This is a genomic window from Rhizobium sp. NLR22b, assembly GCF_019685295.1.
Taxonomy (GTDB): Bacteria; Pseudomonadota; Alphaproteobacteria; order Rhizobiales; family Rhizobiaceae; genus Rhizobium.
On the sequence record NZ_JABDWM010000007.1, the window covers coordinates 56,591 to 71,729 of the forward strand.

A 15,139-nucleotide genomic window follows, 5' to 3' on the forward strand; every position below is an offset into this window, starting at 1 on the left:
GGCACCTCCAGGATCGGGCGCGGACGGTCGGGGAAGTGCGCACTTCATTCCGGTGACGGCGCATCGCCATATCTGCTGCAGGCCGCGCGAAGCCGCGGCAGAATCCAGTCGATGAAGGCGCGCAGCTTGAGGGCAAGCAGGCCCTGACGGGAATAAACGATGTGGATCGGCTTGGGCCCGCCGTCATAGTCCTTCAAGATCTGCACGAGCATTCCCGAAGACAGCTCCTCGGGAACTTGATAGTCGAAGAGGCGGGCGATCCCGGCTCCATTGCACGCGGCGGCGACGCAGTTGGCCGCGGTGTTCACCTCGATCCGGCTCCGTGGCATCGCCTCGACCGGCTTCCCCTCGATCTCGAAATTCCAGAAGAAGGACCTGTCGTTGAACATGATGCCGTCGTGATCGGTGAGCTCGGTCGGATGCTGGGGCGTGCCATGCCGCTCCAGGTAGGCCGGGCTTGCGCAGGTCAACAGGCGGAACTCGCCGGCCTTGACCGCATAGAGCGAACTGTCGGCCAACTCGCCAAGTCGGATCGCGACGTCGACCTGTTCGTTGACCAGATGAACAGAGCGGTCGAGGGACAGAAGGTTCAAGGTCACTTCGGGATGCTTGTTCATGAAATCGAGCGCGATCGGCAGAACGTAGCGGTGGCCAAACTCGATCGGCATCGTGATGGTCAGCAGTCCCCGCGGCGTCTGATATTCGCCTGAGGCCCTGCGTTCGACCTCCTCGAGATCGGCAATGATCCTGCGCGCCGCATCGACATAGTCGCGACCGGCATCGGTGAGCTGCAGGTTGCGGCTTGTCCGGATGATGAGGTTTGCGCCGAGATATCGCTCCAGATCGGCAACCTTGCGGCTGACGCTCGGCAGCGGCGCGTTCAGCTTCCGGCTGCCCGCCGACAAGCTGCCGGCGTCAACCACTGCAAGCAGAACCCGCATTGCATCAAGCCGATCCATAACACCCCGACGAGTGAAAGCCTCGATCTTGAGGATATGGGAAATCGGTTCTGATGAACAGCAATGGCCGCGGGCGCACCCCTCATCATCACCCGGGTAGCCTCTTGTCGTTCAAACGGTCTCGCCGATGCGGAACCGCTTCACGATCCGGTGGATGAGCATTGAGAAGGTGGTTCTCAATTTCACCGGCTGCCGGCCAGGGCTCCCGGCCAGTACATTTCTCCCATCCGATCAAGGGTTTCGCTGACTGCCGATAGACACCGTCGGTGTCACGGAGATCAACGGCTCGGTGACGCAACTTCAGAAGGAGTAATCGTCATGGACAGAATCTTCTATGTTGGCGTGTCGGCCGCTCTCTTTGCGGCTTTTGCCTTTTCGCTCAACTTCATCGTGCCCTTGATCATCGGCGACTATTCCACCTTTGATTTCGCCCTCGTCCGTCATGGTGTCTCGGCGCTGGTCGGACTTTACATCCTGTTTTCCGAGAAGGGTGTCCTGCGCCACCTGACACCTCGCAACTGGCTGAATGCAATCTGGCTCGCTTTCATCGGATATGTCGGCTACTTCCTGACTGTGACGGGCGCGGCCGTCTTTGCCGGTCCGGTCATCGCTCCTGCCTTTCTCGGCCTGGTGCCGATCGTATTGATGGTCGTTGGTAACAAGCGTCAGGGATCATTGCCATGGCGATCTCTCATGATGCCTCTGGCGCTGGTGCTGGCCGGCCTTGCTCTCGTCAACGGCACGGCACTTACGGCCGAAGGATTGAATTCGGTGCGATCATTTTGGGTTGGCGTGCCACTGGCGCTGGCCGCCGTGGGACTTTGGGTCTGGTTCGCTCTTGCCAATCAGGCTGCACTGGCGGCCCGGCCGGAAATGCCCTCCGGTGTGTGGGCTGCGTTGATATTGGTGGGAGGTGGCATCCTGATGCTGGCCTTCTACCCCTTCGGCGCCGCGCTGGACCTCTTCCGGCTTCCAACGCTGGGATTCGGTTGGAGTGCCGCCGGCAGCTTGTATGTTTGGGGCGCTTCTTTCGCGCTGCTGGCAACCGTAGGCGGCGTCTGGGCCTGGAACATTGCGTCGCGGAGCCTGCCGGTTGCCTTGGCTGCGCAATTGATCGTCTCGGAAACGGCCTTCGGTGTGATCGGTGGACTTGTCGTACATGCTCGTTGGCCGACCCCGATCGAAAGCGCTGGGATTGTCGTCCTCATCGCGGGCGTTGTTCTATCCGTGCGAATTTTCTATGAATTTCGGTGTACATCAGGAAGGACATTGCTTGCGCAAGAGTGACATGCCGCACGCAAGACAAGTGATGGTCTAGGTCGTCCGGCGCTCGGGCCCGCTATCCGGGTGGGCTGGCGAACAGTAAGATGCTGAACTTGTGTGGCGCAGGATCATATCGGCGGAAGTGCAGGGGTGGGGTCCATCTCTGACTATGCGAACCATGTCTTCGCAGATCTGGCGGCAGACGCGGAATGACTGATAAGGAAGGCTTGGGCCGCCGGAAAATTGGCAAAAAAATAGAGCATTTCCGGACGCAAACAGAAACGGAAATGCTCTCGTAGTTCGGTGCGAAGCTTACCAGAGTCGGCTTCGCACCTCTCACATCTCGCCATGTGGCTATTCGTCTGGCGCCGCCGACGCGGCGTTTTCCAGCGAGGTGCGGATTTGATCAATCTTGCCGTCGGCATCGCCAACCCCGAGAATGGTCTTGGCTTGATCCAGGACCGCCGGGCTGACCTGACCGGTTTTCGTTGCGGAAGCCAAAGCGTCCTCCAGCGCCTGATCGCCCAGCAGGGGATCGTCGGCCGCGGGCTCGAGGCCGTTGTCGATTTCATACTGGGCATAAGCCACGGCGTAGGCCGAGATGGCGGCCATGCGCGGGTCCGATGTGTTCATCAGCGCCCTGTAATTCCGTTTCAAGGAATTCAGGCCCGCAAGCTGTGCTGAAAGGTTCTTCTCCTTCTTGTTGGTGGCTGCGGTATCTGACTTGCCCGATTTGGACTTGCCCGATGCCTCTGACGATTTGCCTCTCACGGCTGACGAGTTGGAGTTGCCATGGTTTGAACCGCTGTCGTGGCCGCCACCGTTTCCGTGGCCGCCGCCATTACCGCCGCCGTTGCCACCACCATTGCCACCACCATTGCCGCCGCCGTTTCCGCCGTCCTTCGCCAGCGCGCTCATGTCGAGCCCCGCAATCGTTACCGGGCTTGCTGCAAGCGTCAGCGAAAGCACGGCCAGGGACGCTAAGGTTGCTATCCGCATCGTTTTCCTCCGAAGGAGACCACCAGATGGCGTGCAACTGCACGTCGAGATCTGACTTGAAGGATAGATTGCTATCGCGCGCTGCACATCGGACTGAGGTCCGGCGAAAGGCCCGGCTATGGTCCTAAGGAAACATCCAAGCTCGCGAAGGCGCGCAAACGGTTCAGGGAAGACTATCGCGAGCTTTCCAGGTGGCTCTCGCCACGCAAAAGGTTCAGCCAGGCCTGCGACACTTTCTCCGCGCCTGAGCCCCCGATATGGCAATCGTCGTAGCGGTCGTCTCCATCGAGCAAGGCGTCAGAATTCGCGCCCTCTCGGATACCGTGGCCGCTTTTTGACAAGGCTAGTTGCGCCCGTACAATAGGATTGTCTGGAATATGTTCCTTGAAGCCGCCGTTGCTCGGTTCGAGGCATTTCGATGCGATCGAAATGTAAACGGGGGCTTCGACGCCGTGCTGACGCAATGTGTCAACCATCGACATGAAATGTTTCTGATAGGCCTCCGAAGTGGTGCCCAGAACGAGGTCCGCCTCTCCTTGCACCCAGAGGACGCTCGTTATTCTATAACCGGAATCCTGAAGCTGTTTCATTGTATCAATCAGCACAGGATTGAGGTCACCGCCTGTCGCCCATCGAGCGACCTCCGATCCGGAATATGCGAGTGGTGCGAGAATGACGCTGTCATTTTGTCCCGACCCGATCAATTTGTTCCCAAGAAGCGTCCAGTACTCCCCCTTGGTATTGGTCGATCCAAGAAGTGGCGACGCAGCGATGAAGCACCGTTTGTCAAAGGCGTTTACAACGCGAGCGCCATAATCCGACCGGTGCCGTTGGCCACCGTAGTTGGCTGCGTTGGATTGGCCTAGGATGAGCAAGACAGCAGTTCGATCGGTTTGAGCGGGGCAGGCCACAGCGGTTTTTGATTCATCTGCGATGAGTCGTTCCTTGTCGTCGAAAGTATAACGGCTTGAAGCCGCCGCCTTCTCTCCGGCAATCGTTTTCTTCAGCGCGGAAAGTTGTGGCCAGGGAAAGATCTCATGTCTCGCGCTCATGCCGCCGAGAACATAGATGGCGATCACGGCAACCAGGCCGATGGCCATTGTTTTGCGCATGTCGTTACCCTTTAAAGATCATCCGACGACATGGAGCCTACGGACCGACCAAGGCTGCTCCAGTCATGACGGTTCCTTTACACCAGCCGCATCTGCTTGCTCGGGCATGCTCTTCAAAAAGACTTCGTCGCGAAGATCGAGCCCCAATCGATGACTATTTCGATGGAGTTGCCGAAAACCTGCCCTAGACTATAGTTCGGACCAGTGATTGCAATCATCCGGATGGGTGAAAGATCGTGCTATGCGGCATGAATTCCATGGAGCGAGTTCCCTTTGCTCGGCCATGGAAGGGTGGTCACAGATTGGCGCGGTGAGGTCAAACGTGGAGCGGAGCACCGGTCGTCATCCGAGATGCGGCATGCGGGCCTGCCGAGTTTGGCGAGACGCCAACCCCAATCTCCGTCGTCCTCGGCTCAAGGTCGATCACGCCAGGCGCAAGTCGAGCAGCGGGTGCAGCTTCTTCAGATTCGGGAGGGATTTTGCCTGCCACGGATGTTGATTGGTGCCTTTGACGATAAGCAGGAGGTCGCCCATCTTTCTGGCTTCGATGGTGAGCTTCGCCAGGAGGTTGATGCCCGAGGAATTCAGAAATTCGAGGCCCGTCAGGTTGAACGTCACCTGTTTGTGCCCTTCATGGAGAAGGCCTGTTATCATTGAATAGATCGGCGCATAGGCGTCCGGGCCTGCCAGGCGGAAGACGCCGTCGAAATACACCTCGTTTTTTTCCGCCCATACGCGGAAGTTTTCGTCGCTGATTTCCATTCTTCGCTCACAGATTGGAGGAGGGCGGCATCGCCACAGCTGCAGTCGTCGTCAGTATGATATGCTCGTCCTTATTCTCTTCGAATGTCCATGCCATTCTCGCATCGTAATCGCTCAAAAGGGTGAGCAGGCCCAAACCGGAACCGCTTTCCGGCGATATGGCGTTGGTTTCGATTTGCTCAAGAAGGAGTACGCCGGGTTCCTTCGATTGAAGGCGATGCAGGAGCTGCTGGAAGCGCGACGACGTCGCGCTGTCGATGGCATTCTTCACCCTGAGCAGAAAGCTTCCTTCGATTATGCCGGCTTCGATGAGGATCTCGCCAGGCTGTCGGAATTTGACTGCATTTTCGATCAGCTCGTTGCTGAGGTATCCAATATCATGATGCGCCTGCAGATAATCTTTCCTCGACCGGGAATAGGGCAGCGCCATGATCTTCGCTAGGAAGTCCGAAGTCATTCCCGAATGCTTCCATCTAAGCTGAAGCGGCCCATCGCTCAATGTCAGGCGAGCGCCAGAACCCAGGCTGATGTCCGCCAGAGATTCGATGCCATATATTTTGGGCGCCATGTCTCACCTATGCCGTACCGCGAGAAGCGTGATGTCGTCGTAGATTTTCTGCGATCCGATGAAGAGCATCAGCGTTGCAACAATTTCAGAAACGACTTTCTCAGCACTCTGACCTTTCAAGCGAAGTGCTTCCCTGCAGAGACGTTCGATGCCGAACAGCTCTCCCGCATCGTTTGCGGCTTCTGTCACGCCGTCGGTGTGCAGGAGTATGAGGTCGCCCTTCTCGAATGCTATTTCACGTGTTTTGATAAAGGTGGAAATATCGGCTTCCAATCCGATCGGTATACCGAGATCCATGGTGTCGATGCGTTGGATCTCACCGTTCGCCCGCACGATGACGACTTCCTCGTGCTGTCCCGACAAGATCATCTCCTTGCCGTCATAATCGAGAAAGGCCAGGGTGAGATGTTTGTCTATTCTGGTCCTGACTATGTTTTTGAATAGGGCACTGTTTAGATTCGCCAGAAATTTGACGGCGTCGGAGTTCCCCGCTTCCTGAAGAGCGCGGGCGACGGACTGGACCATCAGCATCAACACGCCGCTTTCGAGCCCGTGGCCGGTGACGTCGCCGATGCCGATCTTCAACCGTTTTCCGTTCTTCAAGACGTCGTAATAATCGCCGCCGACTTCTTCCGCAGGTCTCATATAGGCTGCGATCTCGATGTCCTGAAATTCCTCAAGCTCCTGTTGCAGCGGCAGAACCATCAGCTGGATTCTCTCGGCGACGGCGAGCTCCGTTCCCAGACGACGATTTTCCCGCTCGAGCTGCGCATTCAGCGTCGAAATCTCTTCCTTCTGATCTTCGATCTGGGCGGTTCGTTCTTCGACGAGTTGCTCGAGATTTTCGGTGTGATAGCTGATCTGCTCGGCCATCCGATTGAAAGCCTCACCGGCCGCGCCGACCTCGTCCTTGCTTGTTATTGCCACTCTGACTGAATAGTCCTGCGCCTGAATCCGCTTGGCGGCGCCGGCAAGTGCGCTGATCCCGCTCGTTATGCGTTTCGAAGCCGCAAACACCGCGATCGTCACGATGAGCAACGACATCAAGATCGCCAGGATCTGGTAGATCACGATGCGGTTGGTGGCCTCGGAAATCTTGGCCTGGGCGGCATAGAGGGAGGCGTCGATTTCCCGTTCCGGAACAACTACCCCAAGCAGCATTGCCTCCTGCCGAACCGGGCCGCTGGACCACAGGTTGGTCGCGGGCAGTTTCTTGACGATGACAATATAGGGAACCTCGTTGCCGTCCCGCTGCAGCAGCAGATGTTGAATGCCCTGTTCCCGGTCGAGAGCCAGTTTCGCTATCGCAGGCTGGGAGCTTCCTTTCAAGGAACGTTCCAGCCCGGTCACGCCGGTTCCGCTCGCATCGCTCGCGGAACGCAGACCGAGCGTCTCTTCGCCGGTGCTGTTGATCGCGACCACGTTTCCGTCGGACATTGCCAGAAATCCGAAGCCGGACTGGGCCACCTTCACGTTTTCAACCGTCTGGGCGAGCTGGTCGAGCGTGATATCGGCGCCGGCCGTCCCGGCGACATCCTTCCGATCGGCGGTCCAAAGCGGATGAAAGAAACTGACGATCAGCTTCCCGGTAATGGCATCGGTATAGGGAGCCGTTTGCGTGATGTCGTCCGCGACCGGTCGCGTCTTCATGTCCCTGGCCCAGCCTTGCCAGGACTCGTAAAGCCCGGGAAAAAAGAAGTTCCAGAAATCAGCCTCGTTGTGCCCGGGATAAAGGCGGTCGAAGGTCTGAGCCTGGTCGGTGTAGGGCGCTGTCCTGAAGATCGGTCGTTCCCTCGGTCCGATGTAATACATCTGCAGCTTTGACGCGCCGTGCTGCAGCAGGCTCGGCGCAACGAGATCGAGAACCGCGCTTGTCTCTATATCGCGCCTGATTTCGGATTTCGGCTGATGGTCCTGTCCGAGCAGGTAACCCCAGACGCTGACGACCGAAGCGGAGCCGGGCGCGTTCTGCGACCATTTCCCCTTCTCGTCGTAAGATAGACTGACGCTGTCCGGCGATGTGCGGGCGATTGCCGCGCCGACATCGGTATTGCGGGCGGGGTTGTCGATCTGCGCCTGCAGCACGCCTGCCAAAGTGTCGACGTCGTTGTGAACCTGGCGCAGGAGCAGGTTCACCTGGGCTGCGGTCGAATCGGCATAGGTGCGTATATATTCCTGGCTGGCGGCTTCGAGACCCTGGCCGACTTCGAGTGTCGCGTCACGCGACAGCCTCTGAACATTCCAAAGCGCCAGGCCACCGCTGACCAGCAAGTCGAAGAGAACGGCTCCACCGACGACCAGGATGAATTTCGCCCGAAACGAGGCCAGTCCTACCGTTCTTTTCGATAATCCTCCATCCATCACAGCGGCTTTCGACCAGAGGCTGCCCAGATCGGCCAGCCGGCATAACCTTTGGGGTGAAGAGCGGCAAAGACGTGATCCTTGAATCCTTGCCGGAATCTGCGAATGAAATCCGGCGAGTCGCCGCGGCGGACGGCCATCTCACCGGCATAGACATTTTCCCAGGCCTCGATGATGTCTGCGAAGTCCTGGGGATCGCCGTCAAGGTTCGTGACCATGAAGCAGTCCACCTGGATGTTATCGAATCCGGCGTTGAGCAGGAGGTGGCGGCTTTTCGGCCCCATCTCGACATCCATGTCGAAGTGCCTGAACAATTTCGCCACTTCCTCGTAGGTCCATCTGATCGAGTCGGCATGCGGCTCACCCAGACAATGCGAGTTCTTTTCGTTGGTGATGTAGACACGGCCGCCGGGCTTGCAGATGCGATAAAGCTCACGCAAGAGCATTTCGGGGCGGTCGAAAATCTGCAGCGAGTGCCGGCAGGTTACGAAATCGAATTGATTGTCTCGAAGCAGCATCTGAGACGCATCGCCATAGGTGTACTCGATGCCTTCCAGGCCGAATTCGGCAGCGACCTTGCGCGCATAATCGAGACTGCGCACCGAGTGGTCTAGTGCGACAAGGCGCGTCGGCTTGAATTCCCGTTGAACCAGAGCTGCGAAATCACCAATGCCGCAGCAGATATCGGCCATGGCGAGACTGCTGCGCAGACCGTGGCGCGGCAAGAGTTCGCGTTCGTGCCTCCATGTCATCTTCGTCTGCGTGCGCAGAATGGGAATGAAGCTCTCGTCCTCGACGAAGCTTTGCCCCGGATAGAATGCCGAATCGTAGACCTCGACCGACAGGTTTGGCTGCGATGCTGCCAGCATCTCGAAGAGCGAAGCAGACCATGCCATCACGCTCGACGTAATAATCTTGATCTCCCGTTCCGGCCGAGCTCGGCAGCCTGCTGCCAGGACATCGGCCAGAGCGGCGAAGGCTGTCATGTTGATGTGGGTGAGGCGTTTGACGTTGAGATAAACGATGCCGCTATATCTTTCCAAACTCTGCCGCACCAGCTCGAGAGCTTCGCCAATCTCGGCGGCGCTTTCCGGCCGCATTTTGCCAGACAGCACGAGCTCCTGATTTGTCGGATCAGACCGTACTGTGAAGGGCAGGGGAAGAAGGTTCATTGGAAGTCCTCGGCCGAGGGGAAATCCGCAACGATTTCGATCCCATCGACATCATCTTTCTCGATGCGGATCGCGGCGCCGAATATTGTTGTCAAACTGTTGAGCAAAGCCGTTCTGTCAGACTTTGCGACCAAGTGACCGGACCCGCTGTCGAGGGGCTGTGTTTTCCCTGATGATCTTGGCTTTGTGTGCTTGTGGGTAACTTCTTCCTCGTAAGGAAACGTAATTCTCAGCCGATTGAATGTCGCGCTGCGATAGATGCTGAAACTTATCCTTCCCCGCTTGTCCGTCGCGCGGAAGGCAAATTCGATGAGCTCGTTCGCCGCGACCGAAAGAAAGTTGGAGTAGCGAGCGGGATCACTGTGGCCCTGGCCGAGAATGTCGGAGATATATTCCGCTATCTCATCGCAAAATTGCCATTGAGATTTGAACATCGCGATATTCATCTCAAGCGATACCATCGGCGAAAATGCCGGATCGTCGAAGCGGGATGCTTCCTCTTCCAATATACCCTCCAATCGTCCGTCTGGAGCGTCAGATCTGCGTGGTCTAAATGCACGGCGAAAATCGGCGCGTGGTCAAGCTTGCTTTTTGGATCCTTCTGCCCGGGTAATGAATTCCTCAATGGCCTCGACCGGAAGTGGCCTGCTCACCAAATAGCCCTGAAGCCTGTCGCAGCCCACGCTGCGCAACCATTCCGCCTGACCGGGCGTCTCAACCCCCTCGGCCGTCACCTGCATGTCGAGGTCATGTGCGAGGTTCACGACACAGCGGACGATTGCCTGGCTTTTCACATCGGTTTCGAGATCGGTAATAAAGTACTTGTCGATTTTGATCGTGTCGAAAGGGAATGTCTTGAGATAGCTCAGGGAAGAATATTCCGTGCCGAAATCATCCAGTGAAATCCGCAGGCCCAGCACGTTTAGGGTATTCAGAGTGTCGATGTTGTTGACGGTCCGCTCGAGCAGCACGCTTTCGGTTATTTCGAGCTCCAGACGCTCGGGCGGAAGTCCGACCAAGTCCAGCGTCTGGGAAATCCGGTCGGTGAGACCGCTTGTCAAGAATTCAGCCACCGACAAATTGACAGCGACTATGTAGTTATCAGGCCACTTCTTCGCCTCGCGGCATGCCTGCCCCAAAACCCACGCGCCTATCTCTGGCATCATTCCATCCGCCTCGGCCATCGGAATGAATGCCGCCGGTGGTATTTTTCCAAGCAGAGGGTGGTGCCACCGCAGCAATGCTTCGAAACCGACAATGCAGCCGTGCTCGGCGATGGGCTGGTATTCGACATAGAACTGCTGTTGGTCGAGCGCCGTGCGCAGGCTGCGGCGCAGCAGTTCCCGCTGCTCCAGCAATTCGAGCATTGTTGGGTCATAGGCTTTAGCCCGACCACGCCCTTCTTTCTTGGCGGCGTAGAGTGCGAGGTCGGAAGCCTTCATCAGCTGTTCCGGACTCGTGCCGTCCGGCGGAGCGGTGGATATGCCGATGCTGGTGCCGACAAAGACCGCAATGCCGTCTATCGCGAAGGGCTTTTTGAACGCAGCAACCAGATCTTCGGCCAGGCGATGGGCTTTGGCGGGATGTCCCCCGCCGACGGAAATCACCGTGAATTCGTCGCCGGCCAGTCGATAAGCTCTGTCATCGCTGGAGAGGCAGGCTTGAATACGCTTTGCAGCCGATTGAAGAAGCTTGTCGCCCGCGGCATGCCCGAGCGTGTCGTTGACGGGTTTGAAGTCGTCAAGGTCGAGTTGCATCAATGATAGAGTTTCGCTCGTGCCTGCGATCTCCTGCAACAGCGCGGTCAGGTCCTCGCTGAATTGGCGCCGGTTCGGCAGTCCAGTCAATGGATCGTGGGTGGCGAGATGCAAAAGGGTTGCGCGTTCGTCGTCAACCTGCTCCTCGGATCGGACCACGGCAAACAGATCACCGATCCGATAGATCGTCAGGTCATGTGATCCGCCGAGTGCGTCTGTTATTCGCAAAGGCTGGGCGCTGTCACCCAGTGAACGGAAAGCGAGCATGACTGCGGATTTGTCCAGCTCCGGAAAATGCTCCCAGAAGGAGGCGGCTGGTTTGACGGAAGCGGGCAGCGCATTGCCAAGCAAATTTTCAACGGGATTGAAATCGCGATCAAAGAACAAAAGCCGGTCGACCAGGCCCCCCGAATCGATTGTCTCCGGTTTTTCGAGGGCCAAGCTGGCAGCAGGAATTTTCCGCATGTCGGAGGCTCTCCCTGATTGAATGCCCTACCAGATATTATAGCAACTTAACTACCGCACAACTTGTGCACGTTAAGAAATACATTAGGCAATTCTGATTAACAATCCCCAACCTCCGCCAACGCGTTCACGGGCTGTGGACGCATCTGCAGTGTTCTGACCGGTTGTTTGCCGCCGCCTTGGAAGCGGTGCCTGGGGCTGACGAAAGAACGACTTGCCGCGCGATTGTTCCGGCGGTTCAGGCAATGGCAGTCCACAGTTCGCGCACCATCTGGCGCAGCGCCAGTGATTCGGCCCATCTGTCCGTCGAGTCGTTGCCGTCTCTGCCGGTGATGGCATAGGGCTTGGGCCCTAATTCGCAGGTAAAGACCAGCTCGGCATCATCGGCTGCACGTGATCGCCAATGGCGAAAGCCGTAGTCCCACCACTGCAGGAAGAGATCAACCCACGGCCGGTGATGCGGGAAGGAAATTTCGATCTGCACCTGTTCGCGTGAAGCGACGCGGCCGTGAAATGCATGGGCATTCTGCAGGATGCGCCTGACATGCGCGTGATTTTCCTCATCGACCGGAAAGGCGAATTCGCGCCCGACCAGGAAATGCGAAAGATCGGCCAGCAACGGCAGATCGGGGCGTCGATCGAGCAGATCGAGCGTGAAGAACAGGTCCGTCGTCATCCTGTCGCGATGGGTTTCGATGAATACCGGGATACCCGCATCTTCGGCGAGCCGCATCCAGCCATCGAGAATCGGCAGGCAATCCTCGATCCGGCGGGGGCGGATATCGGGCTGCAGATTGATGTGGCTGACCGGAAAGGCCGCGGCAAGTTCCAGCGGCAGACGCAAATCCTCGACGCAGCGGGGGAAGCAGACTGCCTCGATCTTCAAGCCGGTGCCTCGGATGGCCTGGTTGAGGCGGATGACATCGCCGCGGTTTGTATAGTGCGCACTGATGCCGTCGAAGCCCGCCTCGCAGATCGCAGCGATATTGTCGTCGAGGCTGGGCTCGAACCCGTCCGTGTGCCGGCGCTCCATGGCCCAGAGCGACTGGAAGATCAGGAGCTTCTGCATCACGCGGCCCGCGCGCTTTTCAGAAGGGTCTTGAGGTTCACGCCCGGGTCGGCCAATGCCGCAGGTTCGGGACTGATACAAGCGGCGATCAGCATTTCGGCAAGTTTGATATGCTTGGCCAGGCCGTTGCCGATGCCGAGACCCGCGGCGGCTACCAATCGCCCGTCATCGAGATAGAATTCGAGCTCTCCCTCCGCTGCCGATCGCCGGACGCTCTGATGCCCGGGCAGCGGCTGCCCCGCCACCTGGAGGCCGAGATCGTACTGGTCGGACCAAAACCAGGGAATGGCGGCAAAAGTCTCGGCGGCGCCGACCATGTTCCGTGCTGCGGTCTCGGCCTGCATTCTGGCATTCCGCCAGCTTTCAAAGCGGATGTGTCCTCCGCCAGCTTGAGCCACCGCCGCGCAATCGCCCGCGGCAAATATGTTCGGCGCGCTGGTGCGAAGGCATGCGTCCGTCAGAATTCCGTTGCCCGTGGCCAGTCCCGATGCTTCCGCCAAGGTCATTTCAGGCTGGACCCCGATGGCGCTGACGACGAGGTCAGCGGACAGGATGGTGCCATCGCTCAAGACGACACTATCGTTACCGATTTCCGCAACGCTCCGATCAAAGTGGAAGCGCACGCCTTCGGCGGCATGCCGGGCATGCAGCTTGTCGGCAAAACGGGCAGGGACGGCGCGGCCCAAAGGTTTCGGCGCGGCCTCGATCACATCGACCGCAACGTCCTTTGCACGAAGGACCGATGCGAGTTCCATCCCGATCAGACCTGCGCCGATGATCGCGACGCGCCGGCCGGGCGCAACCTTGGAGAAGATCGCTTCGGCGTCGGCGTGGGTGCGAAAGTCGAGCGCGCGTTCTGCGCCGGCACAGGCAAGCCGCCTCGGCCGTGCGCCGGTGGTCAGCAGCAGTTTTTCGTAACCCAATAGCTGACCATGGCTCAAGCTTACGGTTGCGGCGACGGGATCCAGCTTGGAGACCGAGCAGCCCTTGAGATAGGTGATGCCGGCCGCCTCAAGCGCTTCTTTCGCGCAGATCAGCTTCATCTGCACCGTGTCGTCGACGATTTTCGACAGAGGTGGCCGTTCATAGGGCAGATGAGGCTCGGCTCCGACCAGCGTGACTGCTCCGCAATAACCCGCCTCGCGCAGGGCGAAGGCCGCCCGGGTTCCGGACTCGCCCGCACCAATGATGACCATACCGTTCATAGCATTCTCCGACAGCAAGAGCAGCCGGCGCTCGTGACGAGGAGACGCCGGCCGGCGAGGTTCAGTTCTTCTTGGCGTATTCCGCCATGTTCTTTGGCCACTTAACCGAGGGCCACGCGCACCTCTCCGTCGACCACCTCCGCCGGATAGGTCTTCAGATTCTCGCAAGCCGGCAGCCTCAGCGCTTCACCCGTGCGGTAGTCGAAGGCGCCGGAATGCTTCGGACATTCCACCTCGAAATCCAAGACCAGTCCGTCGGCGAGGTGAATCGCCTCGTGGGTGCAGAGCCCGGCGGTGCAGTAGACGCTGTCATCCGGGCCACGGTAGATCGCGTAGGTGCGTCCGCCATGGTCGAAACGGATGGCGCCTTCCTGTTCGATGTCGTCAAGTCTGCCAGCTGAAACCCAGGTCATTCGGCGGCTCCTTCGGCTTCCAGGCGAGCCTTGCGGGCTGCGAGCCTTTCCTTGCGCCTGCGGTAGCGTTCCTGCATCTGCACTTCGCCTTCGGGCGAGCCGTCGTGCCAGGTGCCGAACCACTTATCGAGCGGGATCAGGGCATCGCCGTAGTTCACCTCGAAATATTTGTGGTGGAGGTAATGCGCATAGGCGTGGCTATCGATCAGCCTGTCCTTGCCGACCTCGACCTTGTCAAAGCCGACATGGCCGGGAATTGCCCCGAAGCCGGCATAGTGCAGTTGATAGAGCATGATGACCGGGTTGGAGGGCAGGATCAGGTGGTAAAACGCCGTTCCGAAATAGAGCAGATGCTCGACTGGGTGCATCGACAGCGACGACCAGGGGGAGGGGTTGACGGAATTGTGGTGGACCGAATGCACCCACTTATAGAGAAAGGGCGTGTGGATGAGCCGGTGAATGCAGAAGAAGTGGAACTCGTGAATGATCGGAACGACGAGCGCGACGAGCGCCAGCGTCCAGGGGTTTTCGGCAAGGCCGAGCCACGGCGCATAGCCGTTGGCATAGGCCCAGAGCATGCCGACCTCGATGGCGGTCCAGATCACGACGCCCGAAAGGAAAGTGCGCAGAATATTGTCAAGGTTCTGGCTTTGGAACCAGAAAGCATTGTTTTTCTGGTCGGCGGGGAACTTGCCATTGTACTTGAAGCGGTTTTCCTGGCGCTTCAGAACATAAAGATGCAGTTCAAAGGCTCCATAGAACAGGAATACGCAGATCGCATTCACGGCGAATAGCCACGCTATCCAGCCGAAGCTCAGCGTCTGCATCGTGGCGACCGGGGGAATGATCCAGGCCCAATAGGCGAGCGCAGACACCGCAAAAATCAGGTTCCAGGGAAGGAAGTAGTGCGGCAGCCATTTCAGGATTGCCGTCAGTTGCGGGGGGAAGACGAAAAGCGGCGCGGTTTCGACCGGGTGGTTCGGCGCCCAGTCGCCGCGCTTGTTACGCTTGCCGAAGTTCAGATCATCCATTGG

The 15,139-nt window shown here is 58.4% G+C and carries 14 protein-coding genes; 1 reads left to right on the forward strand and 13 read right to left on the reverse strand.

The genetic code is table 11. The features are described 5' to 3' along the window. Positions 1-44: 44 nt before the first annotated feature. Positions 45-959 (reverse strand): LysR family transcriptional regulator, encoded by a 915-nt coding sequence (locus HJC00_RS13085; protein ID WP_221122679.1) that lies wholly within the window; start codon positions 957-959, stop codon positions 45-47. A 318-nt stretch (positions 960-1,277) separates the two neighbouring features. Between HJC00_RS13085 and HJC00_RS13090 the strand changes: the two genes are divergently transcribed. Further along, on the forward strand, positions 1,278-2,246 hold the full coding sequence (locus HJC00_RS13090) for a DMT family transporter (RefSeq protein WP_221164149.1): 969 nt from the start codon (positions 1,278-1,280) through the stop codon (positions 2,244-2,246). A gap of 330 nt (positions 2,247-2,576) precedes the next feature. Here the strand turns inward: HJC00_RS13090 and HJC00_RS13095 are convergent, their stop codons facing one another. The 12 genes from HJC00_RS13095 to HJC00_RS13150 form a co-directional block, all read right to left on the reverse strand. After that, positions 2,577-3,221, reverse strand: a complete 645-nt coding sequence (locus tag HJC00_RS13095) for a hypothetical protein (protein ID WP_221164150.1) — start codon at positions 3,219-3,221, stop codon at positions 2,577-2,579. Positions 3,222-3,394: 173 nt separating this feature from the next. Next, the gene (locus HJC00_RS13100; RefSeq protein WP_221164151.1) at positions 3,395-4,333 is read right to left on the reverse strand and encodes a sialate O-acetylesterase; all 939 of its coding nucleotides are present in this window, start codon (positions 4,331-4,333) and stop codon (positions 3,395-3,397) included. A 423-nt stretch (positions 4,334-4,756) separates the two neighbouring features. Continuing rightward, complete coding sequence (locus HJC00_RS13105) at positions 4,757-5,095, reverse strand: slr1659 superfamily regulator (protein WP_210630855.1); 339 nt, start codon at positions 5,093-5,095, stop codon at positions 4,757-4,759. 7 nt (positions 5,096-5,102) lie between these two features. Beyond that, complete coding sequence (locus tag HJC00_RS13110) at positions 5,103-5,663, reverse strand: slr1658 superfamily regulator (protein ID WP_210630856.1); 561 nt, start codon at positions 5,661-5,663, stop codon at positions 5,103-5,105. Between the two features lie 3 nt (positions 5,664-5,666). After that, complete coding sequence (locus HJC00_RS13115; protein ID WP_221164152.1) at positions 5,667-8,027, reverse strand: SpoIIE family protein phosphatase; 2,361 nt, start codon at positions 8,025-8,027, stop codon at positions 5,667-5,669. Continuing rightward, positions 8,024-9,196 carry a class I SAM-dependent methyltransferase gene (locus HJC00_RS13120; RefSeq protein ID WP_210630858.1) on the reverse strand — a complete coding sequence of 391 codons (1,173 nt, stop codon included), beginning with the start codon at positions 9,194-9,196 and terminating at the stop codon, positions 8,024-8,026. The genes HJC00_RS13115 and HJC00_RS13120 overlap by 4 nt, the downstream gene beginning before the upstream one ends. Further along, a complete protein-coding gene (locus tag HJC00_RS13125; RefSeq protein WP_221164153.1) occupies positions 9,193-9,702 on the reverse strand; it encodes a hypothetical protein in 510 nt (169 codons plus the stop codon). The genes HJC00_RS13120 and HJC00_RS13125 overlap by 4 nt, the downstream gene beginning before the upstream one ends. 72 nt (positions 9,703-9,774) lie before the next feature. Beyond that, a complete protein-coding gene (locus tag HJC00_RS13130; RefSeq protein ID WP_221164154.1) occupies positions 9,775-11,418 on the reverse strand; it encodes a bifunctional diguanylate cyclase/phosphodiesterase in 1,644 nt (547 codons plus the stop codon). 238 nt (positions 11,419-11,656) lie between these two features. Next, the gene (locus tag HJC00_RS13135) at positions 11,657-12,487 is read right to left on the reverse strand and encodes a sugar phosphate isomerase/epimerase (RefSeq protein ID WP_259669828.1); all 831 of its coding nucleotides are present in this window, start codon (positions 12,485-12,487) and stop codon (positions 11,657-11,659) included. Next, positions 12,487-13,692 carry an NAD(P)/FAD-dependent oxidoreductase gene (locus HJC00_RS13140; protein ID WP_221122683.1) on the reverse strand — a complete coding sequence of 402 codons (1,206 nt, stop codon included), beginning with the start codon at positions 13,690-13,692 and terminating at the stop codon, positions 12,487-12,489. Before HJC00_RS13140 ends, HJC00_RS13135 begins: the two co-directional genes overlap by 1 nt. A gap of 101 nt (positions 13,693-13,793) precedes the next feature. Further along, complete coding sequence (locus tag HJC00_RS13145; RefSeq protein ID WP_210630863.1) at positions 13,794-14,105, reverse strand: MocE family 2Fe-2S type ferredoxin; 312 nt, start codon at positions 14,103-14,105, stop codon at positions 13,794-13,796. Beyond that, positions 14,102-15,136, reverse strand: coding sequence for a sterol desaturase family protein (locus HJC00_RS13150; protein WP_210630864.1), 1,035 nt, complete (start codon positions 15,134-15,136; stop codon positions 14,102-14,104). Before HJC00_RS13150 ends, HJC00_RS13145 begins: the two co-directional genes overlap by 4 nt. Positions 15,137-15,139 lie beyond the last annotated feature (3 nt).

Excerpts from the sequence above, each read along its gene's own strand:
- HJC00_RS13085 (WP_221122679.1), bottom strand. The coding sequence starts at position 959 with ATGGATCGGCTTGATGCAATGCGGGTTCTGCTTGCAGTGGTTGACGCC.
- HJC00_RS13090 (WP_221164149.1), top strand. The coding sequence starts at position 1,278 with ATGGACAGAATCTTCTATGTTGGCGTGTCGGCCGCTCTCTTTGCGGCT.
- HJC00_RS13095 (WP_221164150.1), bottom strand. The coding sequence starts at position 3,221 with ATGCGGATAGCAACCTTAGCGTCCCTGGCCGTGCTTTCGCTGACGCTT.
- HJC00_RS13100 (WP_221164151.1), bottom strand. The coding sequence starts at position 4,333 with ATGCGCAAAACAATGGCCATCGGCCTGGTTGCCGTGATCGCCATCTAT.
- HJC00_RS13105 (WP_210630855.1), bottom strand. The coding sequence starts at position 5,095 with ATGGAAATCAGCGACGAAAACTTCCGCGTATGGGCGGAAAAAAACGAG.
- HJC00_RS13110 (WP_210630856.1), bottom strand. The coding sequence starts at position 5,663 with ATGGCGCCCAAAATATATGGCATCGAATCTCTGGCGGACATCAGCCTG.
- HJC00_RS13120 (WP_210630858.1), bottom strand. The coding sequence starts at position 9,196 with ATGAACCTTCTTCCCCTGCCCTTCACAGTACGGTCTGATCCGACAAAT.
- HJC00_RS13130 (WP_221164154.1), bottom strand. The coding sequence starts at position 11,418 with ATGCGGAAAATTCCTGCTGCCAGCTTGGCCCTCGAAAAACCGGAGACA.
- HJC00_RS13135 (WP_259669828.1), bottom strand. The coding sequence starts at position 12,487 with ATGCAGAAGCTCCTGATCTTCCAGTCGCTCTGGGCCATGGAGCGCCGG.
- HJC00_RS13140 (WP_221122683.1), bottom strand. The coding sequence starts at position 13,692 with ATGAACGGTATGGTCATCATTGGTGCGGGCGAGTCCGGAACCCGGGCG.
- HJC00_RS13145 (WP_210630863.1), bottom strand. The coding sequence starts at position 14,105 with ATGACCTGGGTTTCAGCTGGCAGACTTGACGACATCGAACAGGAAGGC.
- HJC00_RS13150 (WP_210630864.1), bottom strand. The coding sequence starts at position 15,136 with ATGGATGATCTGAACTTCGGCAAGCGTAACAAGCGCGGCGACTGGGCG.